Origin of the sequence: Phytohabitans kaempferiae, from assembly GCF_042433955.1 — a bacterium.
Taxonomy (GTDB): domain Bacteria; phylum Actinomycetota; class Actinomycetes; order Mycobacteriales; family Micromonosporaceae; genus Phytohabitans; species Phytohabitans kaempferiae.
Map to the genome: position 1 here is coordinate 229,526 of NZ_JBHLUH010000013.1, position 23,455 is coordinate 252,980.

24 protein-coding genes, 1 pseudogene and 1 riboswitch are annotated in these 23,455 nt (G+C 73.5%); of the genes and pseudogenes, 20 read left to right on the forward strand and 5 right to left on the reverse strand.

The window, feature by feature from the left end; translation table 11 throughout:
* Position 1: 1 nt before the first annotated feature.
* The gene (fmt, locus tag ACFFIA_RS12810; RefSeq protein ID WP_377250197.1) at positions 2 to 925 is read left to right on the forward strand and encodes a methionyl-tRNA formyltransferase; all 924 of its coding nucleotides are present in this window, start codon (positions 2 to 4) and stop codon (positions 923 to 925) included.
* Complete coding sequence (locus tag ACFFIA_RS12815) at positions 922 to 2,292, forward strand: RsmB/NOP family class I SAM-dependent RNA methyltransferase (protein ID WP_377250199.1); 1,371 nt, start codon at positions 922 to 924, stop codon at positions 2,290 to 2,292. Before fmt ends, ACFFIA_RS12815 begins: the two co-directional genes overlap by 4 nt.
* A gap of 243 nt (positions 2,293 to 2,535) precedes the next feature.
* On the opposite strand, the gene ACFFIA_RS12820 is transcribed toward ACFFIA_RS12815, so the two are convergent.
* Positions 2,536 to 3,432 (reverse strand): septum formation family protein, encoded by an 897-nt coding sequence (locus ACFFIA_RS12820; protein WP_377250201.1) that lies wholly within the window; start codon positions 3,430 to 3,432, stop codon positions 2,536 to 2,538.
* A 168-nt stretch (positions 3,433 to 3,600) separates the two neighbouring features.
* Here ACFFIA_RS12820 and rpe point away from each other — a divergent pair, with 168 nt between their 5' ends.
* The 6 genes and pseudogenes from rpe to ribH all read left to right on the forward strand — a co-directional run bounded on the left by rpe (position 3,601) and on the right by ribH (position 9,242).
* The gene (rpe, locus tag ACFFIA_RS12825) at positions 3,601 to 4,281 is read left to right on the forward strand and encodes a ribulose-phosphate 3-epimerase (RefSeq protein WP_377250204.1); all 681 of its coding nucleotides are present in this window, start codon (positions 3,601 to 3,603) and stop codon (positions 4,279 to 4,281) included.
* Entirely contained in the window at positions 4,278 to 5,255 is a 978-nt protein-coding gene (locus ACFFIA_RS12830; protein ID WP_377250206.1) for a response regulator, read from the forward strand. The genes rpe and ACFFIA_RS12830 overlap by 4 nt, the downstream gene beginning before the upstream one ends.
* Before the next feature lie 63 nt (positions 5,256 to 5,318).
* Positions 5,319 to 5,467: riboswitch (FMN riboswitch) on the forward strand.
* Positions 5,468 to 5,589: 122 nt separating this feature from the next.
* Positions 5,590 to 6,627: pseudogene (gene ribD / locus ACFFIA_RS12835) on the forward strand (bifunctional diaminohydroxyphosphoribosylaminopyrimidine deaminase/5-amino-6-(5-phosphoribosylamino)uracil reductase RibD); the annotation flags it as partial.
* A gap of 132 nt (positions 6,628 to 6,759) precedes the next feature.
* Positions 6,760 to 7,353, forward strand: a complete 594-nt coding sequence (locus ACFFIA_RS12840) for a riboflavin synthase (RefSeq protein WP_377250208.1) — start codon at positions 6,760 to 6,762, stop codon at positions 7,351 to 7,353.
* 121 nt (positions 7,354 to 7,474) lie between these two features.
* The gene (locus tag ACFFIA_RS12845) at positions 7,475 to 8,701 is read left to right on the forward strand and encodes a bifunctional 3,4-dihydroxy-2-butanone-4-phosphate synthase/GTP cyclohydrolase II (RefSeq protein ID WP_377250210.1); all 1,227 of its coding nucleotides are present in this window, start codon (positions 7,475 to 7,477) and stop codon (positions 8,699 to 8,701) included.
* Positions 8,702 to 8,771: 70 nt separating this feature from the next.
* On the forward strand, positions 8,772 to 9,242 hold the full coding sequence (gene ribH, locus ACFFIA_RS12850) for a 6,7-dimethyl-8-ribityllumazine synthase (RefSeq protein ID WP_377250212.1): 471 nt from the start codon (positions 8,772 to 8,774) through the stop codon (positions 9,240 to 9,242).
* Positions 9,243 to 9,404: 162 nt separating this feature from the next.
* Here the strand turns inward: ribH and ACFFIA_RS12855 are convergent, their stop codons facing one another.
* Genes ACFFIA_RS12855 through ACFFIA_RS12865 form a run of 3 tightly spaced genes read right to left on the reverse strand, consistent with a single transcriptional unit; the run spans position 9,405 to position 11,826 of the window.
* Positions 9,405 to 10,145 (reverse strand): amino acid ABC transporter ATP-binding protein, encoded by a 741-nt coding sequence (locus ACFFIA_RS12855; protein ID WP_377250304.1) that lies wholly within the window; start codon positions 10,143 to 10,145, stop codon positions 9,405 to 9,407.
* The gene (locus ACFFIA_RS12860; RefSeq protein ID WP_377250214.1) at positions 10,145 to 10,978 is read right to left on the reverse strand and encodes an amino acid ABC transporter permease; all 834 of its coding nucleotides are present in this window, start codon (positions 10,976 to 10,978) and stop codon (positions 10,145 to 10,147) included. Before ACFFIA_RS12860 ends, ACFFIA_RS12855 begins: the two co-directional genes overlap by 1 nt.
* Positions 10,975 to 11,826, reverse strand: a complete 852-nt coding sequence (locus tag ACFFIA_RS12865; protein WP_377250216.1) for an ABC transporter substrate-binding protein — start codon at positions 11,824 to 11,826, stop codon at positions 10,975 to 10,977. The genes ACFFIA_RS12860 and ACFFIA_RS12865 overlap by 4 nt, the downstream gene beginning before the upstream one ends.
* Before the next feature lie 85 nt (positions 11,827 to 11,911).
* Between ACFFIA_RS12865 and ACFFIA_RS12870 the strand changes: the two genes are divergently transcribed.
* From ACFFIA_RS12870 to ACFFIA_RS12890, 5 genes are all read left to right on the forward strand, one after another.
* Positions 11,912 to 12,430 carry a SigE family RNA polymerase sigma factor gene (locus ACFFIA_RS12870; RefSeq protein WP_377250218.1) on the forward strand — a complete coding sequence of 173 codons (519 nt, stop codon included), beginning with the start codon at positions 11,912 to 11,914 and terminating at the stop codon, positions 12,428 to 12,430.
* Positions 12,431 to 12,497: 67 nt separating this feature from the next.
* A complete protein-coding gene (locus tag ACFFIA_RS12875; RefSeq protein ID WP_377250221.1) occupies positions 12,498 to 13,502 on the forward strand; it encodes a Gmad2 immunoglobulin-like domain-containing protein in 1,005 nt (334 codons plus the stop codon).
* Positions 13,503 to 13,529: 27 nt separating this feature from the next.
* Positions 13,530 to 13,793, forward strand: a complete 264-nt coding sequence (locus ACFFIA_RS12880) for a phosphoribosyl-ATP diphosphatase (protein WP_446686966.1) — start codon at positions 13,530 to 13,532, stop codon at positions 13,791 to 13,793.
* Positions 13,794 to 13,839: 46 nt separating this feature from the next.
* Positions 13,840 to 14,685: an ATP phosphoribosyltransferase gene (hisG, locus tag ACFFIA_RS12885; RefSeq protein WP_377250223.1), complete on the forward strand. Its 846-nt coding sequence runs from the start codon at positions 13,840 to 13,842 to the stop codon at positions 14,683 to 14,685.
* 58 nt (positions 14,686 to 14,743) lie between these two features.
* The gene (locus ACFFIA_RS12890; RefSeq protein ID WP_377250226.1) at positions 14,744 to 15,700 is read left to right on the forward strand and encodes a DMT family transporter; all 957 of its coding nucleotides are present in this window, start codon (positions 14,744 to 14,746) and stop codon (positions 15,698 to 15,700) included.
* Positions 15,701 to 15,931: 231 nt separating this feature from the next.
* Here the strand turns inward: ACFFIA_RS12890 and ACFFIA_RS12895 are convergent, their stop codons facing one another.
* Positions 15,932 to 16,390, reverse strand: coding sequence for an Hsp20/alpha crystallin family protein (locus tag ACFFIA_RS12895; protein ID WP_377250228.1), 459 nt, complete (start codon positions 16,388 to 16,390; stop codon positions 15,932 to 15,934).
* Positions 16,391 to 16,550: 160 nt separating this feature from the next.
* Here ACFFIA_RS12895 and ACFFIA_RS12900 point away from each other — a divergent pair, with 160 nt between their 5' ends.
* The 7 genes from ACFFIA_RS12900 (at position 16,551) to pheT (ending at position 23,454) form a co-directional block, all read left to right on the forward strand.
* Positions 16,551 to 17,081: a PH domain-containing protein gene (locus ACFFIA_RS12900; RefSeq protein ID WP_377250309.1), complete on the forward strand. Its 531-nt coding sequence runs from the start codon at positions 16,551 to 16,553 to the stop codon at positions 17,079 to 17,081.
* Between the two features lie 633 nt (positions 17,082 to 17,714).
* A complete protein-coding gene (gene infC, locus ACFFIA_RS12905; RefSeq protein ID WP_377250230.1) occupies positions 17,715 to 18,314 on the forward strand; it encodes a translation initiation factor IF-3 in 600 nt (199 codons plus the stop codon).
* Between the two features lie 19 nt (positions 18,315 to 18,333).
* Positions 18,334 to 18,528 carry a 50S ribosomal protein L35 gene (rpmI, locus tag ACFFIA_RS12910; RefSeq protein ID WP_377250233.1) on the forward strand — a complete coding sequence of 65 codons (195 nt, stop codon included), beginning with the start codon at positions 18,334 to 18,336 and terminating at the stop codon, positions 18,526 to 18,528.
* A 32-nt stretch (positions 18,529 to 18,560) separates the two neighbouring features.
* Positions 18,561 to 18,947, forward strand: a complete 387-nt coding sequence (rplT, locus tag ACFFIA_RS12915; RefSeq protein WP_377250235.1) for a 50S ribosomal protein L20 — start codon at positions 18,561 to 18,563, stop codon at positions 18,945 to 18,947.
* Positions 18,944 to 19,795 carry a TrmH family RNA methyltransferase gene (locus tag ACFFIA_RS12920; protein ID WP_377250237.1) on the forward strand — a complete coding sequence of 284 codons (852 nt, stop codon included), beginning with the start codon at positions 18,944 to 18,946 and terminating at the stop codon, positions 19,793 to 19,795. Before rplT ends, ACFFIA_RS12920 begins: the two co-directional genes overlap by 4 nt.
* A gap of 78 nt (positions 19,796 to 19,873) precedes the next feature.
* On the forward strand, positions 19,874 to 20,935 hold the full coding sequence (locus ACFFIA_RS12925) for a phenylalanine--tRNA ligase subunit alpha (RefSeq protein ID WP_377250311.1): 1,062 nt from the start codon (positions 19,874 to 19,876) through the stop codon (positions 20,933 to 20,935).
* Positions 20,936 to 20,946: 11 nt separating this feature from the next.
* Complete coding sequence (gene pheT / locus ACFFIA_RS12930; protein ID WP_377250239.1) at positions 20,947 to 23,454, forward strand: phenylalanine--tRNA ligase subunit beta; 2,508 nt, start codon at positions 20,947 to 20,949, stop codon at positions 23,452 to 23,454.
* Position 23,455 lies beyond the last annotated feature (1 nt).

Genomic DNA, 23,455 nt, shown 5'->3' on the forward strand with positions numbered 1-23,455 from the left:
GGTGCGCCTGGTCTTCGCCGGCACGCCGGCCGTCACACTGCCCACGCTCGACGCGATCGCCGCCTCCAGCCATGAGATCGTCGCCGTGGTGACCCGCCCCGACGCGCCCGCCGGCCGGGGGCGCCGCCTGGTGCGTTCGCCCGCCGGCGCGTGGGCCGACGAGCGGGGCATCGAGGTGCTCACCCCGGCCCGCCCCCGCGAGCCGGAGTTCCAGGCCCGCCTCCGCGAGCTGGCGCCCGACTGCGTGCCCGTGGTGGCGTACGGCGCGCTGGTGCCGCCCGCCGCGCTGGAGATCCCCAAGCACGGCTGGATCAACCTGCACTTCTCGCTGCTGCCCGCCTGGCGCGGTGCGGCGCCCGTGCAGCACGCGGTGCTGCACGGCGACACCGTCACCGGCGCGAGCGTCTTCCAGCTCGAGGAGGGCATGGACACCGGGCCGGTCTACGGCACGCTGACCGAGGAGGTCCGGCCCACCGACACCTCCGGCGACCTGCTGGAGCGGCTGGCCGTCTCCGGCGCCGGGCTGCTCGTGGCGGTGCTCGACGCGATCGGGTCGGGCGCGGCGCGGGCCGAGCCGCAGCCGGCCGACGGCGTCTCGCTCGCCCCGAAGATCACCGTCGAAGACGCCGAGGTGCGCTGGCGCGAGCCCGCGTTCGCGGTCGACCGGCGGGTCCGGGCCTGCACGCCCGCGCCGGGCGCGTGGACCACCTTCCGCGGCGACCGGGTCAAGCTCGGCCCGGTCCGCCCCATCCGGTACGGGCCCGAGCTGCAGCCGGGCGACCTGCTCGTGGAGAAGGAACGGGTCCTCGTGGGCACCGCCACCGACCCGGTGGCGCTCGGCGAGGTGCGGCCGGCTGGCAAGAAGGCGATGCCGGCGCTCGACTGGGCCCGGGGCGCCCGCGTCTCCTCGGAGTCGTTCGCGTGAGGGGCGCGGTGCGTGCCGCCCGGCCAGACCTGCCGCGCCGGGCGGCGTACGAGGCGGTGGCGGCCGTGCACCGGGACGGCGCGTACGCCAACCTGGTGCTCCCGGCCATCCTGCGCGACCTGCGGCTGCACGGGCGGGACGCGGCGTTCGCCACCGAGCTGACGTACGGCGCGCTGCGCCACGAGGGCACGCTCGACCTGATCATCGGTGCGGCGGCCGGGCGCGAGGTGGCCCGGATCGACCCGCCGGCCCGCGACGCGCTGCGCCTCGGGGCGTACCAGCTGCTGCACACGCGCGTACCGGCGCACGCGGCGGTCTCCGCGACCGTCGACCTGGTGCGGTCGGTCGCGCCGGGCGCCACCGGCTTCGCCAACGCGGTGCTGCGCGAGATCGCCCCGCAGACTCTCGACGCGTGGATCGCCAAGGTCGCGCCGCCGTACGAGGAGGACCCGGTCGCCCACCTCGCGGTCGCCGACAGCCATCCACAGTGGATCGTGCGGGCGTTCAGCGAGGCGCTCGGCGGCGACCTCGACGAGACCACGCGGCTGCTCATCGAAGACAACCAGCGCCCGCCGGTGCACCTGTGCGCCCGACCCGGGCGCGCCGACGCGGTCGAGCTCGCCGACGAGGTGGGCGGGGCCCCGGGCGCCTTCTCGCCGTACGCCGTCTACCTGCCCGGCGGCGCCCCGGGCGACCTGCCGGCGGTGGTCGAGGGGCGGGCGCACGTACAGGACGAGGGCTCCCAGCTCGTCGCCGCGGCGCTGGCCCAGGCGCCGCTCGACGGGGCGGACGCGCGCTGGCTCGACCTGTGCGCCGGCCCGGGCGGCAAGACCGGGCTGCTCGGCGCGCTCGCCGCCCAGCGCGGGGCCGAGGTGACCGCGGTCGAGGTGGCCGAGCACCGCGCCCGGCTGGTCGAGCAGGCGACGCGTGGCATGCCGGTGACCGTGCTGCACCAGGACGGCCGCGCGCTGGACCCGTGGATGGAAGGCGCCTTCGACCGCGTACTCGTCGACGCGCCGTGCACCGGGCTCGGCTCGCTGCGCCGCCGTCCCGAGTCGCGGTGGCGCCGCCAGCCCTCCGATCTGCCGCCGCTGACCCGGCTCCAGCGCGAGCTGCTCCGGTCCGCGTTCACGGCGGTGCGCCCGGGCGGGCTCGTCGCGTACGTCACCTGCTCGCCGCACCTGGTCGAGACGCACGTGACGGTCACCGAGGCGGCGCGGCGCAGCGGGCTCCCGGTCGACCTGGTCGACGCGCGGCCACTGCTGCCGGCGGGGATGCCAGGGCTGGGCGCGGGACCGACCGTGCAGCTCTGGCCACACCGGCACGGCACCGACGCGATGTTCCTGGCGCTGCTGCGCCGCGGCTGACGACCCGGCGGCCGCCTCCCGCTCCCCGCGGTGGGCGGCCGCCCCGCTTCCGCCTCGCGACAATTGGCGTGCGCCGGGCGGCCACGCTGCTGCCGTCTCGCCACGGCCGGCGTGAGCTGGGCGGCCGTGCCGCTGCCGTCTCGCGACGGCCGGCGTGTGCTGGGCGGCCACCGCCTCGAGTGCCGGGGCGGTGGCGTGCTAGGACGTGGTCGTGCGCCGGCGCGGATCAGGCCCGAGCCGGGCTCAGCGGATTCGCAGCACGTTCGGGCCGGCGTCCTTCATCGAGCGGCGCAGGTTCTGTCCGCTGACCCAGAGGAAGCACTGCACGCCCCGGTTGCCGTCGGCCCACTCGTCGGCGGTGGGGTAGTAGATGATCGTGCCGGTGCGGAACTGGATGTTGCTGTCGTTGGGCACCTTCGCCCACTTCGCCACCACGCCACGGCATCCGGTGTGCGCCCGCTGCGTGTTCTTCTGGAAGTCGGCGAACGAGGTCTCCGGCGCGGTCCAGACGCCCGCGTACTCGGCGCCGTGCGCGGTGGTGCAGGCGACCGGGTCCATCGACCTGATGCGGTTGCCGTTGAGCTGGGCCTTGAAGCAGCCGTACGCGATGGGCGACGACTGCTTGAAGACGCCGCCGAGCGGGCCGGTGCGGCGCTTGACGTCGCCCGAGTCGAGCGACTCGATCTCGGCGATGTCGCACCGGAACCACCGGCTGCCGCCGGACCACGCCTGCGTCGAGGGGTAGAAGACGACCACGTCGAGCCGGCCGCCGCGCCAGTCGCCGCCCAGGTACTCGCTGGCCTTGGCGTCGCACTCGGTGAACGCGGTGCGCGCCTCCGTCGAGCCCGGCTCCGGCGGCTGGCCGCGCTCGGCGTCGGCGCCGCCGAACTGGCCGACGTGCACCGTCTCGAACTGGTGCGAGTCGGCGCAGTCGAGCGGGTTGTAGAGCGTGCGCGAGAGGTTGGTCTCGTTGGGCAGGTTGAGGTGGCAGACGTTCGACTCCGGCACGAACGGCTGCGCCTCCGGCTGCGCCTTCCAGTCGTTGGTCAGGTCGCCGTCCACCCCCGCCGGGTTCGCGCAGCCGGCGACCAGCGCCGCCAACAGTCCACCGAGCACGGCCGTGCCCACCACGCGTCGCATGTGTCACCCTCCCCAGGGGTCCGTTCCGGCGCAGCATACGACACGCGACAAAGTGACTCTTGCCTGGCACATGCCGCGGCACGGGCAGGTGAACCCTCCGTGGTCGCCGCGGCGCACCTCGCTCCGGACGTTGCCAGCCCCCGGGACGGGCTCCGTACACTGTCGGAGGTGAGCGCACCATCGCCGGTCGTCGCGCCGAGCATCCTCGCCGCCGATTTCGCCCGCCTCGCCGAGGAGGCCCGCGCGGTCGAGGGCGCCGCCGACTGGCTGCACGTCGATGTGATGGACAACCATTTCGTGCCCAATCTCACGATCGGGCTGCCGGTCGTGCAGAGCCTGCGGGCGGCGACCACGATCCCGTTCGACGTGCACCTGATGATCGAGGATCCGCGCCGGTGGGCCCCGGGCTACGCCGACGCGGGCGCCTACAACGTCACGTTCCACGTCGAGGCCTCCGACGACCCGGTCTCGCTCGCCAAGGACCTGCGCGCCGCGGGCGCCAAGGCGGGGCTGGCGATCGACCGTGACACGTCGATCGAGCCCTACCTCGACCTGCTGCCCAGCTTCGACACGCTGCTGATCATGACGATCAAGGCCGGGTTCGGCGGGCAGAAGTTCCTCCCCGCCATGCTCGACAAGGTCGCCGCCGCCCGCCGCCACGCCCGCGCCGGCCACCTCGAGCTGCGGATCGAGGTCGACGGCGGGATCGCGGAGGAGACGATCGCCCAGGCGGCCGAGGCGGGCGCCGACGCCTTCGTGGCCGGCACCGCCGTCTACAGCGCGCAGGACCCCGCCGAGGCGGTGCGCAAGCTGCGCGGCATCGCCGCCCGGGCGATGGCCGAGCCGTGAGCGCCGAGCCGGCCGCCGATCGGCCCGACCTGATCCTGGTCGTCGACGACGACCAGGACATCGCGCGCTTCGTGAGCGTCAACCTCAAGATTCACGGCTTCGAGGTGGTGCTGGCCGGCGACGGGCTGGAGGCGCTCGAGCTGGTCGAGCAGCGCCACCCCGACCTGGCCGTGGTCGACCTGATGATGCCCCGGATGGACGGGCTGGAGCTGACCCGCCGCCTCCGGGCCAACCCGATGACCTCCGCGCTTCCGGTGATCATGCTGACCGCCAAGGGCATGACCGTCGACAAGGTGGTCGGCCTCACCGCCGGCGCCGACGACTACCTGGTCAAGCCCTTCGACACGCTCGAGCTGATCGCCCGGGTCCGCTCCACGCTCCGGCGCAACCAGGAGTTCCGCGAGGTCTCGCCGCTCACCGGCCTGCCCGGCAACACGCGCGTGCGGCGGGAGATCCTCGACCGCATGCGCAGCGGCACCGACTACGCGGTGGGCTACGTCGACATCGACCGGTTCAAGAGCGTCAACGACGTCTACGGCTTCGAGCGCGGCGACGAGTTCATCACCGCGCTGGCCCGCAGCATGCACCGGGCGGTGGTGTCGGCGGGGCTGCCCCCGGCGTTCCTCGGCCACATCGGCGGCGACGACTTCGTGATCGTCTGCCACCCCGACCAGATCCTGCCGCTGACCCAGCAGGCGGTGGTCGACTTCGAGCAGGCCGCCGACGAGCTGTACGACGCCGAGCACGCCAAGCGCGGCTACATCCTCGTGCCCGACCGCCGGGGCAACCTGCTCAAGGCCCACCTGGTGACCCTCTCGATCGGCGTGGCCCAGCACACCGCGACCGGCCGGCAGTACACCGATCCGCGCGAGGTCATCGCGGTCGCGTCCGAGATGAAGAAGGTCGCCAAGGGCCAGCCCGGCTCCTATATCGCCGTCGATCGCCGCAAGGCGGACAGCCAGCAAGGACTGTGATGTTGGCCGCGCCGTCTGGTGCGGACGGCCCGTAGGCGTGTAAGACTCGTTGGGTAACCCACCACGCGCTGGCGGGGCTCGGTGAAATTCCGAACCGGCGGTAATCCGGGGCGTAACGCCCGGAAAGCCCGCGACCCGGTCGTAACCAACGGCCGGTGGACCTGGTGTGACTCCAGGGCCGACGGTCAAAGTCCGGATGGGAGTTAGCGCGCGGGACGGAGGCACCCCTGGACGGGGTCGGTTCGCCGACGCCGCCGGGTTCTGCCGCCCCAGTCGCTCTTTCCCCTCTTCCTGCCCGCGCGCCGCAGGCACGCAGGGAGAAGGGGCGCCCATCATGGCGAGCGTTGACGAGGCGATGACCCGCGCGATCGCGCTGGCCGCCCGCGGGCTCGGCACCACCAGTCCCAACCCCGTCGTCGGTTGCGTCATCCTCGACCGGCAGGGCGACGTCGTGGGCGAGGGCTTCCACGCGTACGCGGGCGGCCCGCACGCCGAGATCGTCGCGCTGGCCCAGGCGGGGGAGCGGGCCAGGGGCGGTACGGCCGTCGTCACGCTGGAGCCCTGCGACCACACCGGACGCACCGGCCCCTGCACGCGGGCGCTGATCCGCGCCGGTGTGGCCAAGGTTGTCGTGGCGGTCGCCGATCCCAACCCGCTCGCCGGCGGTGGCGCGCACACGCTCCGCGCGGCCGGCGTCGAGGTGGTGACCGGCGTCCGCGAGGGCGAGGCCGAGCAGGGCAACATCGCCTGGCTGACCGCGGTGCGCCGGGACCGGCCGTACGTGATCTGGAAGTACGCGGCCACGCTCGACGGGCGCTCCGCCGCCATCGACGGCTCCAGCATGTGGATCACCTCGGAAGCCGCCCGGATGGACGTGCACAAGCTGCGCGGCACCGTCGACGCGGTGGTGGTGGGGGTCGGCACCGTCCTCGCCGACGACCCCCGGCTCACCGCCCGCAACCTGCGCGACGGCACTCTCAACATCCGGCAGCCGCTCCGGGTCGTGGTGGACTCCGCGGGTCGTACCCCCGAGGGAGCCCGCGTGCGCGACGGCGCCGCACCGACCTGGGTGGTCACCGCGGCGGAGGTCGGGACCGGTCCGGACGGGCGGGTCGACCTGGGCGCGCTGCTCGCGGGCCTCTACGTCCGCGGCGTCCGCGCGGTGCTGCTGGAGGGCGGGCCGACGCTCGCCGGCGGCTTCCTGGCCGCCGGGCTGGTCGACAAGATCATCGGGTACGTCGCCCCGAAGCTCCTCGGGGCCGGCTCTCCCGCGCTCGCCGACGCGGGCGTGCACACGATCGCCGAGGCGATCGACCTTCACTACACGGAGATCACCCAGGTCGGACCGGACCTGCGGTTCACCGCGACACCGGTCGGCAAGGCACCTGGCGCGGAGGCGTCCGGACCGGGCCGCGACACCGGCGACGTCGGGGTCTCCGGGCAGCGCGGGAAGGCGCCGCGCGCGCAGGCGCACCAGGGGACTGGGGAGAGGGAGGGCTGAACGATGTTCACCGGAATCGTCGAAGAGCTGGGCGAGCTGGTCCGCCTGGACTGGCACGGCGACGGCGGGGTCGCCACGCTGCGCGGCCCGCTGGTCGCCTCCGACGCCCGCCTGGGCGACTCCATCGCGGTCAACGGCGTGTGCCTGACCGTCGTCGAGGTCGCCGGCGAGACCTTCACGGTCGACGTGATGAAGGAAACCTTCGACCGCACCGCGCTCGGCACGCTCGCGCCCGGCGACCCGATCAACCTGGAACGGGCCGCCACGCTCGGCACTCGCCTCGGCGGTCACCTGGTGCAGGGGCACATCGACGGGGTTGGCCGGATCGTCTCCCGAACGCCCGGAGAGAGGTGGGAAGACATCTCAATCGAACTTCCGCCGGGTCTTTCCCGTTACGTGGTGGAAAAGGGGTCGATCACTGTCGACGGGGTATCGCTGACCGTCGTCGCGGTGGCCGACTCGTCGTTCGCGGTGAGCCTGATACCCACCACCATGGCGCTCACCACTCTCGGGCGCAAGGGCGTCGGAGACCTGGTCAACCTGGAGGTCGACGTGATCGGCAAGTACGTGGAGAAGCTCCTGGCGGTGCGGCGGTGAGCGAGCGAGCTGGTGCGGCGGCATCTGGACCGAGCTGCCTCGCCCACGAGGTCGGGTTTTCCGGGCGGCGGGGGATGACGTCGCCTTCAGCGCCGCGTGAGCGCGCGAACGAGGAGGCAGCATGAACACCATCGAGGAGGCCATCGCCGAGTTCGGGGCCGGGCGGCCGGTGATCGTGGTGGACGACGAGGACCGCGAGAACGAGGGCGACCTGATCTTCGCGGCCGAGCTCGCCACGCCGGAGCTGATGGCGTTCATGGTCCGGCACACCTCGGGGTACATCTGCGCGCCGATCACCGAAGAGGATGCCGACCGGCTCGAGCTGCCGCCGATGTACCACGTCAACCAGGACAAGAGGGGCACCGCGTACACCGTGACGGTCGACGCGCGGGAGGGCGTGAGCACCGGCATCTCGGCCGCCGACCGGGCGCGTACCGTGCGGCTGCTCGCCGACCTCGCCACCGACCCCACAGAGCTGAGCCGCCCCGGTCACGTCGTGCCGCTGCGGGCCAAGGCCGGGGGCGTGCTCCGCCGGGCCGGCCACACCGAGGCCACCGTCGACCTGGCGGTGCTCGCCGGGCTGCGGCCGGCCGGCGTGCTCTGCGAGCTGGTCAACGACGACGGCACGATGATGCGCCTGCCGGAGCTGGAGAAGTTCGCGGTCGAGCACCGGATCACGATCGTCACGATCGCCGACCTCATCGCGTACCGCCGCCGCACAGAGCGCCAGGTCGAGCGGGTCGCCGAGGCCCGCCTCCCCACGGCGCACGGGGTCTTCCGGGCGGTCGGCTACCGGGCCGAGATGGATTCCGAGACCGAGCACGTGGCGCTGGTGTACGGCGAGGTCGGCGACGGCGAGGACGTGCTGGTGCGGGCCCACTCCGAGTGCCTCACCGGCGACGTCTTCGGCTCGCTCCGCTGCGACTGCGGCCCCCAGCTCGAAGCCGCCCTCGCCCGGGTCGCCGCCGAGGGGCGCGGCGTGGTGCTCTACATGCGCGGCCACGAGGGGCGGGGGATCGGGCTGCTGCACAAGCTCCAGGCGTACGAGCTGCAGGACCTCGGCCGGGACACCGTCGACGCCAACCTGGAGCTGGGGCTGCCGGCCGACGCGCGAGACTACGGCACGGGCGCGCAGATCCTGTACGACCTGGGGATCCGCTCGATGCGCCTGCTCACCAACAACCCCGCGAAGCGGGCGGCGCTTTCCGGGCAGGGGCTGCGCATCGTGGGGCGCGAGTCGCTGCCCGTCCGGCCGCACCCGGAAAACGTGCGGTACCTGCGGACGAAGCGCGACCGCATGGGCCACCTGCTCGACGGCCTGGGCGACGTGGTGGAAGGTTCGGCGTGACGCGGATGCCGGTGGCCGCCCGGGCGGCCACGCACCGGTCCGGTTTCGATGTCATGGAGGGTTTGGCCTGATGGCGGGTTTCGGTGAGCCAGGTGTGTCCACTGTCGACGCACACGGCCTGACGGTGGGGATCGTCGCCGCGCGGTGGCACGGTGACCTGACCGACCACATGCTGGCTCGGGCGATCGAGGCGGCCAAGGCATGCGGCGCGGCCGACATCGTGGTCACGCGCGCGGCCGGCTCGGTCGAGCTGCCGATCGTGGCGCAGGCACTGGCCCGCCGGTGCGACGTGGTGGTCGCGCTCGGCGTGGTCGTGCGGGGCGCCACGGCCCACTTCGACTACGTGTGCAAGTCGGTCACCGAGGGCCTGACCCGCGTGGCGCTCGACGAGTCCACGCCGGTCGCGCACGGCGTGCTCACCGTCAACACCATCGAGCAGGCCCGCGACCGGGCCGGCCTGCCCGGCTCGGCCGAGGACAAGGGCTGGTCCGCGACCGTGGCAGCGCTCGACGCGGCACTGGCGATCCGCGCCCTCTCCTGACGTCACTGTGGACAGTGCCGCCGCCCGCCAGGGCGGCGGCACTGCCGTCTGCGGCGAGGTCTTCACCGCCCACCAAGCGGGCCGTCCGCCGCTGTGCCGACAGATACCTGTTCCTGTTAATCGATTTCCTGTTAATCGATCGTGTGTTTTCAGACGGCTGCCCTACAGGCGGCCCGCCTCGATGATGCGGCTCAGAAACTGGCGCGTGCGTGCCTCCACCGGCTCGGCGAACACCTGCTCCGGCGGCCCCTGCTCCAGCACCTTCCCGCCGTCGAGGAAGCAGACCCGGTCGGCCACCTGGCGGGCGAAACCCATCTCGTGTGTGGCCAGCACCATCGTCACGCCGTCGGCCTTGAGGTCGCGGATCATCGAGAGCACCTCGCCGACCAGCTCCGGGTCGAGCGCCGACGTCACCTCGTCCAGCAGCAACAGCCGGGGGGAGTTGACCAGCGCCCGCACGATCGCGACCCGCTGCTGCTGCCCGCCGGAGAGCCGGTCCGGGTACTGGTCCGCCTTCTCCGCCAGCCCGACCCGCGCCAGCCACTCCAGCGCGCGGGCGCGGGCCGAGGCGCGGGGCACGCCGTGCACGCGGACCGGCGCGAGCGTGATGTTCTCCAGCACCGTCATGTGCGGAAACAGGTTGTACGCCTGGAAGACGATCCCGATCCGCTGCCGCACCTTGTCCTGGTTGACCCGGGGGTCGGTGATGTGCTCGCCGTCCAGGTGGATCGTGCCGTCGTCGAGCTCCTCGAGGAGGTTGACGCAGCGCAGCAGCGTGGACTTGCCCGAGCCGGACGCCCCGATCAGCGCCACCACCTCGTGCTCGGCCACGTCGAGGTCGAGCCCGGCGAGCACCGAGCGGCCCTCGAAGTCCTTCCGTACGCCCCGGCAGGAGAGCACCATCATGACGACTGCCTCCGCGCGGCTCGCAGCGTGACCCAGTCGGTGACCGCGATGAGCGGCGCCGCCAGGAGTACGAAGAGGAGGGCCGCGACGATGTACGGCGTGAAGTTGAACGTCTCGGCCGTGTGGATCTGGGCCGCCCGCACCGCGTCGATCGGCCCGGCCAGCGAGACCAGCCCCACGTCCTTCTGGAGGGCCACGGTGTCGTTGAGCAGCGGCGGCGCGACCCGGCGCACGGCCTGGGGGAGGACCACGAAGCGCATCGTCTGGCGGTAGGTGAGACCCAGCGACCGGGCCGCCGCGAGCTGGCTGGGATGCACCGACTCGATGCCGGCGCGGAAGACCTCGGCGAGGTAGCCGGAGTAGGTGATGACCAGCGCGATCCCGCCCAGCACCAGCGTGCTCGGCATGCCCTGGAGGCGGAGGCCGGGCAGGCCGAGCGTCATCACGTACAGCACGATGATGAGCGGCAGCCCGCGAAACGTGTACGTGTAGCCGGTCGCGAGCGCGCGCACCGGGAAGAAGACCGGCCCGCGCAGGGTGCGCAGCAGCGCGATGACCAGCCCGAGCGTGAGTGCGCCGAGCGCGCAGAAGAAGAGCAGCCGGATGTTGAGCCACAGCCCGCGCAGCACGTCGGGGAAGGCGTCGCGGGCCACCGCCGGGTCGAGGAACGACTCGCGTACCCGCTCCCAGCCCGGCGCCCCGGTCACCACCACGACCAGCAGGACGCCGAGCACCACAGTGGACACCGCCGCCACCAGGACCGATACCAGGGTCTGGCGGCGGCGGTACGCTATCCGGTCGAGCTGCGCGGGACTGAGACCGCCGCTCACGTCAGCTCGCGTGCCCCAGCCGCCTGGGCGAGCCACTGCTTCTCCAGGTTTTCCAGCGTCTTGTCGGTGCGGAGCTGGTCGACGGCCTGGGTCACGCAGCCGGTCAGCGGCGACCCCTTGTCGAGCACCAGCCCGAACTGCTCCGGCACGCCCACCTGGGGCAGCTGGCCCACGATGACCGCGTCTTCCAGCTCGGCGGCGGTCATGTAGAACGCGGTCGGCAGGTCCACCACGAGGCCGTCGATCTGCCCGTTCTGGAGGGCCTTCTTGGCGTCGTCGTTGGTGTTGAAGACCTGCGGCTGCTGGCTCGGCTTCACCAGGTCGGTGATCGCCTGGTAGCTGGTGGTGCCGACCTGTGCGCCGAGCTTGGCGCTCTGGAGCGCGTCGACCGAGGCTGCGGAGGCGATCGCGGAGGATTTGAGGGCGATCACGGTCTGCCGCACGAGGTAGTACGGCCCGGAGAAGTCGACCGCCTTCTTGCGTTCCTCTGTGATCGAGAACTGGTTGATGTCGAAGTCGAAGTCCTTGGGTCCGGGGGCGACCGCGTTGTTGAAGGGGACCCGCACCCAGGTCACGTCGCCCTGCGCGTAGCCGAGCCGGTCGGCCACCGCGTACGCCACGGCGGCCTCGAAGCCCTGTCCGTTCTCCGGCTTGTTGTCCTGGAACCACGGCCCGTACGCCGGGTCGTCGGTGGCGATGGTCAGCTTCCCGGCGGTCTTGGTGGTGAGCTGGTCCTTTGTGCACGAGGTGAGCCCGGTGGCGGCGGGCGGGGCCGGCGACTCGTCGTCGGCGGGGGCACAGCCAAAAAGCGCCAACATGATGGCGAGGGGCAGAAAGCGGCGAGCCATGCGCGACAGCATAGGCGCGGGTTGTAAACCTGATGGAGACCTGGCGCGTCGTAACACCGTGGCAGCAACCGGGAGCGTGGTCGCCGTGACCCCGACGGCAGAGGCGTGGGCCGCCGACGAGGCGGTGACGCACCTCTTCACGGCCCACTACCGGCCGCTGGTGCGCCTCGCCACGCTGCTGTTGCACGACAGCGGGCGGGCCGAGGAGATCGTCCAGGACTCGTACGTGGCGCTGCACGGCCACTGGCGCCGCCTCCGCGACGCCGACAAGGCGCTCGCCTACCTGCGGACCAGCGTCGTCAACCGTTCCCGGTCGGCGCTGCGGCACCGCAAGGTGGTCGACCGCCACCTCGCGCTCGCCCGTCCCGCCCCCGACGTGCCCAGCGCCGAGGCGGGCGCGCTCGACGCGCTGCGGCACGACGCGGTGGTCGCCGCCCTCCGCGCCCTGCCCGCCCGCCAGCGCGAGGCGCTGGTCCTGCGCTACTACCTCGACCTCTCCGAAGCCGACATCGCCGCCACGATGGGGTGCAGTCGCGGTGCCGTGAAGAGCCACTGTTCGCGGGGCATGGCCGCCCTGCGGGAGACGCTGGAGCGCAGCTCATGAGCGAGCGAGTCATCGGGCGCGGGGCGGTTGGAGTCTCGTGGCCGCCCGGAGCGAAGCGAGGACGGCCATGAGCGACGGTCGCGAGGATGTGCTCCGCCGGGTCCTGGAGGCCGAGGCGGCGAAGGTCGAGGTGCGCCCGGACGCCCTCGCCGTGATCCGCGCGCGGACCGCGCGGCGCGGGCGGTGGCTGCCGTTCGGGGCGATCGCGCTCACCGCCGCCACCGCGACCGCCGCGACGCTCGTCGTGGTCGCCCTCGGTGGGAGCCCCGCGCCCGACCGCACCGCGCCCGATCCCGGCGCGGTCACCGCGCCCGCGACGACCCCGGCCCCCGCGACGTCCGCGCCGGAGACCTCCGCGCCGGCCGTGCCACCACCGTCGAGGTCCAGCGCCTCATCGGGTACGAGCACCGCGTCCCTGGCCGTCTACTACGTGGGCGACGACGGTGGCAAGCCGCGGCTCTACCGGGAGTTCCACCGCCTGCCGGCGGGTGACGGCTCCCCGGCGGCGAAGGTGCGGGCGGCCGTGACCGAGATGCTGACCCAGGAGAGCGCGGACGATCCCGACTACGCCAGCGCGTGGCCGGCCGGGGTCCGGGTCGAGGACGTCTCGATCGCCGGGTCCGCCGCCACGGTCCACCTCTCCGCCGCGCCACCGGACGACCTGGCCGGCCAGCAGCTCGTCTGGACGGTCGCGGCGGTGCTCGGCGGCGACCCGCGGGTGCGGCTGGTGGTCGGCGACCGACCGGCCGGCACGCTGCGCAAGGCGCCCGCGCTCGACACGCTCGCCTCCCTCTGGCTGATCGGGCCGGGGCACGGCGCGACGGTGGCCCGCACCTTCGAGGTGCACGCGGCCGGCGCGGTCTTCGAGGCGACCGCCCGCCTGACCGTGCGCGCGGGCCGCACGGTCGTCACCGAGAAGACCATCACGCTCTCCGCCGGCGCGCCGGCCAGAGGTGAGGCGAGGATCACGCTCACGCTCGCGCCCGGCACGTATGTCCTGGAGTTGTACGCCCTCTCCGCCGCCGACGGCAGCGTCCAGCATCTGGACGACCACACCGTCACGGTGCGGTGACCGGGCTGGGTGACAGAATCACTGGTCGTGAAGACCTTCGACGAGCTGTTCGCCGAGCTTTCCGCCAAGGCGGCCGCCCGCACCCCCGGGTCGGGCACCGTCGCGGCGCTGGAGCGGGGCGTGCACTCCATCGGCAAGAAGGTCGTCGAGGAGGCGGCCGAGGCTTGGATGGCGGCCGAGCACGAGGGGCCTGAGCGGGCGGCGGAGGAGATTTCCCAGCTGCTTTACCAGGCCCAGGTGCTGATGCTCGCCACCGGACTGGAGCTCAAGGACGTGTACCGACATCTCTGACCGTGCCCCGTCCCTTCACCGGTCCGACTCAGAGGAGCACGTTCAGATGCTGCGCATCGCCGTACCCAACAAAGGCACTCTCTCCCGTCCCGCCTCCGACATGCTGCGCGAGGCGGGCTACCGCCAGCGCCCCGGTGACCGCGACCTCGTCTGCCGTGACGAGGGCAACGCGGTCGAGTTCTTCTACCTGCGCCCCCGCGACATCGCCACGTACGTCGGCTCGGGCGACCTCGACCTCGGCATCACCGGCCGCGACCTGCTCGTCGACGCGGGCAGCCCGGCCGAGGAGATCCTCGACCTCGACTTCGGCGGGGCCTCGTTCTACTTCGCCGCGCGCCCCGAGACGCTCTCCACCGTGGATGAGCTGGGCGGGCGGCGGGTCGCCACGGCATACCCCGGAGTGGTCGAGCGCCACCTGGTCGAGCGCGGCCTCAAGGCCGACGTGGTGCGGCTCGACGGCGCGGTGGAAAACGCCGTGCGGCTGGGCGTGGCCGACGTGATCGCCGACCTCGTCTCCACCGGCGCGACGCTGCGGCAGGCCGGGCTGGTCACGGTCGGCGAGCCGATCCTGGAGTCGTCCGCGCTGCTCATCCGCCGCATCGGTGCCCCGACCGACCCGCGCGTGGGGCAGTTGCTGCGCCGCCTCCAGGGCGTGCTGGTGGCCCGCCGCTACGTCATGCTGGCGTACGACGTGCGCGCCGACCTCCTCGACCAGGCCACCGCCCTCACGCCCGGCATCGAGTCGCCGACCATCTCCCCGCTGCACCGCGAGGGATGGGTCGCGGTGCAGGCGATGGTGCTGCGCGCGGAGGTCCACCACATCATGGACGAGCTTTACGACCTCGGCGCCCGCGCGATCCTGGTGACCGACATCCACGCATGCCGGCTGTGACGCCGCCGGTGACCGCGCCCCCGCCCGCCGCACGAGTGGATCGAGGGCCGGTGTCACGGTGAACCGCCGCCCGGCGCTCCCGGCGGTCGAGGCGCTGCCCTCGTGGGTGGCGCTCGCGGTCGCGTCGGTCGGCGGGGTCGCGTCGGCGCTCCAGAGCGCGGCCAACGCCGAGCTCGGCGAGCGGGTCGGCAACGCATCGTTCGGCGCGGTGGTCAACGTGCTCACCGGCAGCGCGATCGTCCTCGTCGGACTGGTGGTACTGCCCTCGATGCGGCACGGCCTGCGGGCGCTGCGGCACGCGCGGCTCCCGTGGTGGGCCTACCTGGGCGGGGTCGGCGGCGGCCTGTTCGTGACCATCGCGGCGTACGCGGTGCCGGTCGTCGGGGTCGCGGTCTTCACGATCGCCCAGGTGACCGGCAACAGCCTCGGCGGGCTGGCGGTCGACCGGGCCGGGCTCGCCCCCGCCGGGCGGCTGCCGCTCACCGCGCCGCGGGTCGGCGGCGCGCTGCTCGGCGTCGCCGCGGTCGCGATCGCCCAGGTCGACCGGCCGATCGGCGACCTGGCGGTGGACATGCTGGCGCTGGGCGTGCTCGGCGGGGTGGCGGTGGCGTTGCAGGGGGCGTTCAACGGGCGCGTGTCGGCGGCGAGCACGACCCCCGCCGGCACCGCGGTCAACTTCGCCGGTGCCCTCCCGACCGTGCTGATCGCGGCGAGCCTGCTCGGCGTCTTGACGAGCGGCTGGTCCAGCCACCTGCCCACCGAGTGGTACCTCTACTCCGGCGGCACGCTCGGCGTCGTCATCGTGGTCTGCCTGCTGGTCAGCGTCCGCGCGGTGGGCGTGCTCCGCACCGGCCTCTCGGTGGTGGCCGGCCAGCTCGGCGGCGCTCTCCTGCTGGACGCCCTGATCCCCGGCGGCCCCGGCGCCAGCCCGGCGCTGCTGGCCGGCGCCGCCCTGACGGTGGCCGCGGTGGCTGTCGCCGGCCGCGGCTCCCGCCGCCCTGACCGTTCGCCGTGACGGCGGCCGCCGCTGGTTCAGAGGACCGCGGTGTGGCGGCCGCGGCGCGGCGCACTGGTGCGCCGCGGCCGCCTCGACAGCTTCCCCGGCACCTGGCCCACGCGCCACGCCACCCACGCGACCCGTCGAACGCGGTCCTGCGCGAACGCGGCGCGACGCCCCGCGGCACGACGAGGCCCGGCCCTCCAGGCGGAGGGCCGGGCCTCTGGGGGTGTCGCGGTGGTTGCCTGGTTACGCCTGGTCGATGGCGGGGGCGTCGGTGCCGGTGGTCACGGTGATCCGCCGGGCGCCGGTGCCCGTGTAGGCGCCGGTGACCCGCACGCTCAGCACACCCGCGTCGTACGAGGCGCTGACCGCGTCGGCCGTCACGTGCCGCGGCAGGGCGAAGGAGCGCCGGAAGGTCCCGTAGCGCACCTCCCGCAGGCCCCGGCCGTCGCGTTCCTCGGTCCGCTCGTCGCGCCGCTCGCCGCGGACGACCAGCTGGCCGCGGTCGACCTCGACGGTCACGTCCTTCTCGACGTCCAGCCCGGGCAGCTCGACGTGTACGACCGCGTCGTCACCGTCGCGCGTGACCTCGGCCACCGGCACGAAGCCGGCACGCCGGGTCGCCGCCGGCCCGAACGCCTGCCGCACGAGCGCGTCGAACTCCGCAAGCGGATCGCGACGGGTCCAAAGCGACAAAGTGCTCATCTGGGTTCTCCTCGAAGTTCCCGTACCGGCCCCAACCGACCGGTACACCCTCCATAACTTGAGTCGGGTCGACTCAATTCCCGGCATGGGCGAGCCCGTACCGGCCCGCGTACCGGGTCGCCTGCCGGAGGTGGTCGCGGAGGTGGCAGACTCGGGAAACGTGAGCAGCTCTGGAGTGGTACGCCTGCGTCCCCAGCGTGCCCGGGTCGTGGCCTGGGTCCTCGCGGTCGCCATCGTGGCGGTCTTCGCCGTGGTCGCCACCGGGCTGCGCGGCTCGACCGGTGAGGGCTACGGCTCCTTCCAGCGGGGCGACCAGGCCGCGATGATCGGGCTGGGCGTGCTCTTCGCGCTCGGCGTCCTGCTCTTCACCCGCCTGCGCGTCGAGGCCGACGAGAAGGGCATCCGCGTGCGCAACCTGGTCGGCGGCTACGACCTGCCGTGGGACGCGGTGCGCGCGGTCCGCTTCAACCGCGGCACGCCCTGGGCCACCCTTGAGCTGCGCGACGAGGACCTCGTGCCGATGATGGCGCTCCAGGCCGCCGACAAGCAGTACGCCGTCGAGGGCGTGCGAGCCCTCCGGGCCCTCCTCGAAACCGCCCGGAGCGAGACCGCGGGCGACGAGAGCGCCCAGAGCGAAAGCGCGCGGCGAGAGGTCGTCCAGAGCGAGGCGACGGCTCCGGAGAAGAGCTGAGCGGCGGCGCCGTCCCCGCTACCACACCCGCCTTCGCGTTCGCGAGACCGTGCTGGTAACCTTGCTGCGTCGACCAGCTGTCACCGCCTGTGCGGCGGCAGCCACGAAGCGGAGCGCCTGCTCCCACCCGAGTCGCACCCGACGGGCGGCCGGGTCCGGTCAGCCGGTTCGAGGAATTCCTCGACACCGGTGGCGCGTTGTCATTTGTCGCGCCCGACCGGTCGAGCGGGCCCTGGCATATCGCCAGGGCCTTCTGCTTTGGGCCGGCACACGCGCCGAGCGGCTGGCGTGTGCGCCAGCCGGCGGCCCCGCACCGGGGTCCGCCGAGCCGGCCACGCGGCCACCACATCCCGCCCGTCACGTGCGGCCGACCACGGTTGGCGCCCCGCGTTGGCGCGGTTCGCCGAGCGAGCGCGGGGGCGAGCCCGAGTCGCCCGGCCAGCGCGCCAGGCGGCGGAGGAGCGGCCCGAGCCACGCGGTGACGGGCCGCGCACCAGACCCACCCGGGCCGGGCGGCGACGCGCGGCGCGGGTCCAGCCCCGGCACCGGGGCAGGAGGCAACAGACGTGCGGCCGTGACCCGCGACCGCACGACGATTCGCAATGAGGAGGCCCCATCAGCGTCGAACCACGCGTGAACGAGCAGATCCGGGCACGTGAGGTCCGACTGGTCGGCCCTGAGGGTGAGCAGGTGGGCATCGTCCCGCTGGAGCGCGCCCTTCAGCTGGCCGCGGACGTCGACCTGGACCTGGTCGAGGTTGCGCCGATGGCGCGCCCGCCGGTGTGCAAGCTCATGGACTTCGGCAAGTTCAAGTACGAGAGCGCACTCAAGGCGCGCGAAGCGCGGCGTAATCAGCAGCAGACCGTCATCAAGGAGATGAAGCTCCGGCCGAAGATCGATCCCCACGACTACGAGACCAAGAAGGGTCACGTCGTGCGGTTCCTGAAGGCGGGCGACAAGGTCAAGGTGACGATCATGTTCCGGGGTCGCGAGCAGAGCCGACCGGAGCTGGGCTACCGGCTTCTGCGGCGGCTCGAGTCGGAGATCTCGGATCTGGGGTACGTGGAGGCCGCCCCCAAGCAGGACGGCCGCAACATGATCATGGTTTTGGCTCCGCACCGCGCTACCAAGGCCGCCGCCACGGCGGCCAAGGCGCCGGCGCGCGAGCGGGAGCCCGGTGCCGCCGAGGCACCGCCGGCCACGGCCGGACCCGCCGGACCGTCCGGCGAGTAGCAGGGGAGAGACGTTCCACATGCCGAAGATGAAGAGCCACACGGGGACGGGCAAGCGGGTCAAGGTGACCGGCAGCGGCAAGCTCGTGAAGCAGCAGGCCGGTATGCGCCACAACTTTGAAGGCAAGCCCTCCACGCGCACCCGCCGGCTGTCCGGCACGGTGACGGTGGCCAAGGCTGACGTCAAGCGAGTCAAGAAGCTGCTGGGCCGCTGACGCGCGCCACTTGACATAGAGAAGGAGTTGAGATGGCACGCGTCAAGCGGGCTGTGAACGCCCAGAAGAAGCGCCGCACCCTGCTGGAAGAGGCCAGCGGCTACCGCGGGCAGCGCTCCCGGCTGTACCGCAAGGCCAAGGAGCAGGTGCTGCACTCGATGCAGTACGCCTACCGTGACCGCCGCGACCGCAAGGGCGACTTCCGGCAGCTTTGGATCACCCGGATCAACGCGGGGGCCCGCGCCAACGGCCTCACGTACAACCGGCTGATCCAGGGGCTGCGCCTCGCCTGTGTCGAGGTCGACCGCAAGATCCTGGCCGACATGGCGGTCAACGACGCGCCGGCGTTCGCCGCGCTCGTCGAGGTCGCCCGCGCGGCCGTCGCTGCGGAGGGCACCGGCGGCGCTCAGGCCGCGTGACCCAGCAACAGCACCAACCACGACCCGGGGACGGTCCGTACACCGTGCGGACGCCCCGGGTCGTCGCTGCTCGGCGCCTCCAGCGCCGCCGCGACCGCGACGCCGCGGGACTCTTCCTCGCCGAGGGACCGCAGGCCGTCCGCGAAGCCGCCGCCTCCGCCGCGGTCCACGAGATATTTGGTACGACACCGGCACTGGCCCGGCACGCCGAGCTGATCGAGTCGGCGGCCCGCGCGGGCGCCCGCGTCTCCCCGGTCACCGACGAGGCCCTGGCCGCGCTCGCCGAGACGGTGCGGCCGCAAGGGCTGGTGGCGGTCTGCGCGCAGCGGTCGGTACCCCTGGAAAAGGCCCTGGAGCGCGGGCCGCGACTCGTCGCGGTGCTCGCGGAGATCCGGGATCCGGGCAATGCCGGCACGGTCCTGCGCACCGCGGACGCCGCGGGGGCCGGTGCGGTGGTCTTCGCCGGCGACGCGGTCGATCCCTACAACGGCAAGTGCGTACGGGCCTCGGCGGGCAGCCTGTTCCATGTGGACGTGGCCCGCGAGCCGGACCCGACCGGCGCGATCGGGACGATCCGCGGGCGAGGGCTGGCCGTCTACGCGGCCACCGGCTACGGCGAGACCGACCTCGACGAGCTCGCCGACACGGGCGGGCTGGACGGGCCGACCGCGTGGCTCTTCGGCTCCGAGGCGCACGGCCTGCCGGAGGAGCTGCTGGCCGCCGCCGACGCCCGCGTGCGCGTGCCGATCTACGGGGGCGCGGAGAGCCTCAACCTGGCCGCCGCCGCGGCCGTGTGCCTGTACGCCTCGGCGCGGGCCCACCGCGCGGGGCGAAACACCAGCGAGTGACCATCGCGGGGAGCGCCGGCGGCCGAGGAGCGGAGCGAGCGTGGGGCCGACCTCGAGGCTCAGTAGACTCTGATGGCTGTGACGTACCGCAACGATCCGTACGACCCGAAGCAGGTCGCGCTCCTCGACCCGGAAGCGCTGGGTGACGCCGTCGCGAAGGCGGGGGAGGCGTTCGCCTCGGCCGCCGACCCCGACGCGCTCGCCGGCCTCAAGCACCTGCACCTCGGCGACCGGTCGCCGGTGTCGCTGGCCCGCCGCGAGATCGGCGCGCTGCCGCCGGCCGCGAAGGCCGACGCCGGCAAGCGGGTCAACCAGGCGCGCGCCGCGATCCAGGCGGCCTTCGACGCGCGCGCGGTCGAGCTGGAGCGGGTCCAGGCGGAGCGGATCCTCGCCGAGGAGCGGGTCGACGTCACCCTCCCGTGGGACCGCCGCCCGCGTGGTGCCCGCCATCCGTTGACCACGCTGATGGAGCGGGTCGGCGACCTCTTCGTGGGCATGGGCTACGAGATCGCCGAGGGCCCCGAGCTGGAGCTGGAGTGGGCCAACTTCGACGCGCTCAACATCCCGCCGGACCACCCCGCGCGCGGGCTGATGGACACCTTCCACGTCCAGGATCCCGGCCTGGTGCTGCGTACGCACACGTCGCCGGTGCAGGCGCGCACGATGCTGACCCGCCAGCCGCCGATCTACGTGGTGGTGCCCGGCCGGGTCTACCGCACCGACGAGCTCGACGCCACGCACACGCCGGTCTTCCACCAGGTCGAAGGGCTGGTGGTCGACGAGGGCATCACGATGGCCCACCTGCGCGGCACGCTCGACCACTTCGCCCGCGCGATGTTCGGCGCCGAGGCGAAGACCCGGTGGCGGCCGCACTACTTCCCGTTCACCGAGCCGTCGGCCGAGTTCGACGTCTGGTTCCCGCAGCACCGCGACGGTCCACAGTGGGTGGAGTGGGGCGGCTGCGGCATGGTCAACCCGCGGGTCCTGCGCGCCTGTGGCATCGACCCGGAGCGATACTCCGGCTTCGCGTTCGGGATGGGCATCGAGCGCACGCTGATGTTCCGGCACGGGGTGAGCGACATGCGTGACATGGTCGAGGGCGACGTGCGGTTCACCCGCGCGTTCGGCATGGCGGTCTAGGGGGCCACACAGTGCGAGTCGGACTTTCCTGGCTGCGGGAGTATGTCGACCTCCCGCCCGGCGTGACCGCCGCCGAGCTGGAAGAGGCGCTGGTCAACCTCGGCATCGAGGTCGACGGCGTGATCGACCAGGCCGCCACCGTCACCGGTGAGCTGGTCGTGGGGCGGGTCGCGGAGATCGAGGAGCTGAGCGGCTTCAAGAAGCCGATCCGCTTCTGCAAGGTCGACATCGGGCGGGAGCAGCCGCAGGAGATCGTCTGCGGCGCCACCAACTTCGCCCCCGGCGACCTGGTCGCGGTGATCCTGCCCGGCGGCGTGCTGCCCGGCGGCTTCGAGATCGGCGCCCGCAAGACGTACGGGCGGATGTCGGCCGGCATGATCGTCTCGGCTCGCGAGCTGGGCGTCAGCGACGAGCACGCGGGCATCATCGTGCTGCCGCCGCAAACGCCGGCCAGCCCCGGCGACGACGCGCGCCCGCACGTGGGGCTCGACGACGTGATCCTCGAGCTGGAGATCACGCCCGACCGGGGCTACGCGATGTCCGTGCGCGGCATCGCGCGGGAGCTGTCGCACGCGTTCGAGGTGCCGTTCCACGACCCGGGGCTGGCGACATCCGTGCCGGCCAGCGCAGCCCCTGGGCTCGCGACCGTGCCGGGGGCCACGCCCGAGCCGGCGTACCCGGTGGTCGTCGAAGACCCGGTCGGCTGCGACCGCTTCGCGGGGCGGGTCGTGCGCGGCATCGATCCCAACGCTCCCTCGCCAGAGTTCATCCGGCGGCGGCTGAGCACCGCGGGCATCCGCACGCTCGGCCTGGCGGTCGACATCACCAACTACCTGATGATCGAGCTGGGCCAGCCGATGCACGCCTTCGACCTGGGCCGGCTGCGCGGGCCGCTGGTCGTGCGCCGGGCCGCCCCGGGCGAGAAGCTGACCACGCTGGACGGCGTCGCCCGCGTGCTCGACGCCGAAGACATGGTGATCTGCGACGAGACCGGTCCGATCTCGCTCGCCGCCGTGATGGGAGGCGAGACCAGCGAGGTGCGGCCGGACACCGTCGACGTGCTCTTCGAGGCGGCGCACTGGGATCCGGTGATGGTCAGCCGCACCGCCCGCCGGCACAAGCTCTTCAGCGAGGCGGCGAAGCGGTGGGAGCGGGGCGTCGACCCGGCCTTGCCGTTGGTCGCGCTCGACCGGGCGGTGGCGCTGCTGACCGAGTACGGCGGCGGCGCGACCGACGGCAACGTGCTCGACATCGACCACGTGGTGCCGCCTCGCCCGCTGACGATCGACCCGACGCTGCCCGGGCGGCGGGCCGGCGTGCCGTACACCGTCGCGCGCGTGGTCGAGACGCTCCGCGCCGTCGGCTGCGACGTCTCCACCGCCGACGGCCTGCTCGCGGTCACCCCGCCCACCTGGCGGCCCGACCTCACCGACCCGGCCGACCTGGTGGAGGAGGTGATCCGGCTCGACGGATACGGCAACGTGCCGAGCCTGCTGCCGGTCGCCCCGCCCGGCAACGGCCTCACCGCGACGCAGCGCCGGCGCCGCGCCGTGGCGACCGCGTTGGCCGAAAACGGGTACGCCGAGGTGCTCTCGTACCCGTTCGTGGGCCCGGAGACGATGGCGGCGCTCGGGCTCGACGGGCCGGCCGTACGCCTGGCCAACCCGCTCTCCGACGAGGAGCCGTTCCTGCGCACCTCGCTGCTGCCGCCGCTGCTCGGCACGCTGCGGCGCAACGTCGGCCGGGGGCACCGCGACGCCGCCCTGTACGAGCTGGGCAGCGTCTTCCTGCCCCGCCCCGGCGCCGGCAGCCCGCCGGAGATGGGCGTCGACCGGCGCCCGACCGACGAGGAGTTCGCCGCCGCCGAGGCGACCGTGCCGCACCAGCCGTGGCACGCCGCGGCGGTGCTGGCCGGTGAGGTCGAGCCGGCCGGCTGGTGGGGCGCCGGCCGCCCGGCGGGCTGGGCCGACGCGATCGAGGCGGCCCGGATCACCATCGCCGCCGCCAGCGTCGCCGCCGAGCGGGTGAGCGTACGCGCCGCCGAGAAGGCCCCGTGGCACCCCGGCCGCTGCGCCGAGATCATGGTCGACGGCGTCCCGGTGGGGTACGCCGGAGAGCTGCACCCCGCCGCGCTCGCCGCGCTGGAGCTGCCCCGCCGCACCAGCGCGATGGAGCTCAACCTCGACGCGCTGCCCGAGGCGGGCGTGACCCCGGCGCCGCGGATCTCCGGCTTCCCGCCCGCGCTGATCGACGTGGCGCTGGTGGTCGACGCGGCGGTGCCGGCCGGCGACGTACGGGACGCGCTGGTCACCGGCGCCGGCGACCTGCTGGAGTCGGTGCGCCTCTTCGACGTCTACACCTCGGCCCAGCAGCTGGGGGAGGGGCGCAAGTCGCTGGCGTACAAGCTCACGTTCCGCGCGCCCGACCGCACGCTGACCGTCGAGGAGGCGGTGGCGGCCCGCGACGCCGCGGTGGCCGAGGCGGCGCGTCGTTCCGGTGCGGTGCTGCGCGGCGCATAGG

Excerpts from the sequence above, each read along its gene's own strand:
- ACFFIA_RS12820 (WP_377250201.1), bottom strand. The coding sequence starts at position 3,432 with ATGCGACGCGTGGTGGGCACGGCCGTGCTCGGTGGACTGTTGGCGGCG.
- ACFFIA_RS12840 (WP_377250208.1), top strand. The coding sequence starts at position 6,760 with ATGTTCACCGGAATCGTCGAAGAGCTGGGCGAGCTGGTCCGCCTGGAC.
- ACFFIA_RS12845 (WP_377250210.1), top strand. The coding sequence starts at position 7,475 with ATGAACACCATCGAGGAGGCCATCGCCGAGTTCGGGGCCGGGCGGCCG.
- ribH (WP_377250212.1), top strand. The coding sequence starts at position 8,772 with ATGGCGGGTTTCGGTGAGCCAGGTGTGTCCACTGTCGACGCACACGGC.
- ACFFIA_RS12855 (WP_377250304.1), bottom strand. The coding sequence starts at position 10,145 with ATGGTGCTCTCCTGCCGGGGCGTACGGAAGGACTTCGAGGGCCGCTCG.
- ACFFIA_RS12865 (WP_377250216.1), bottom strand. The coding sequence starts at position 11,826 with ATGGCTCGCCGCTTTCTGCCCCTCGCCATCATGTTGGCGCTTTTTGGC.
- ACFFIA_RS12875 (WP_377250221.1), top strand. The coding sequence starts at position 12,498 with ATGAGCGACGGTCGCGAGGATGTGCTCCGCCGGGTCCTGGAGGCCGAG.
- hisG (WP_377250223.1), top strand. The coding sequence starts at position 13,840 with ATGCTGCGCATCGCCGTACCCAACAAAGGCACTCTCTCCCGTCCCGCC.
- ACFFIA_RS12895 (WP_377250228.1), bottom strand. The coding sequence starts at position 16,390 with ATGAGCACTTTGTCGCTTTGGACCCGTCGCGATCCGCTTGCGGAGTTC.
- rpmI (WP_377250233.1), top strand. The coding sequence starts at position 18,334 with ATGCCGAAGATGAAGAGCCACACGGGGACGGGCAAGCGGGTCAAGGTG.
- rplT (WP_377250235.1), top strand. The coding sequence starts at position 18,561 with ATGGCACGCGTCAAGCGGGCTGTGAACGCCCAGAAGAAGCGCCGCACC.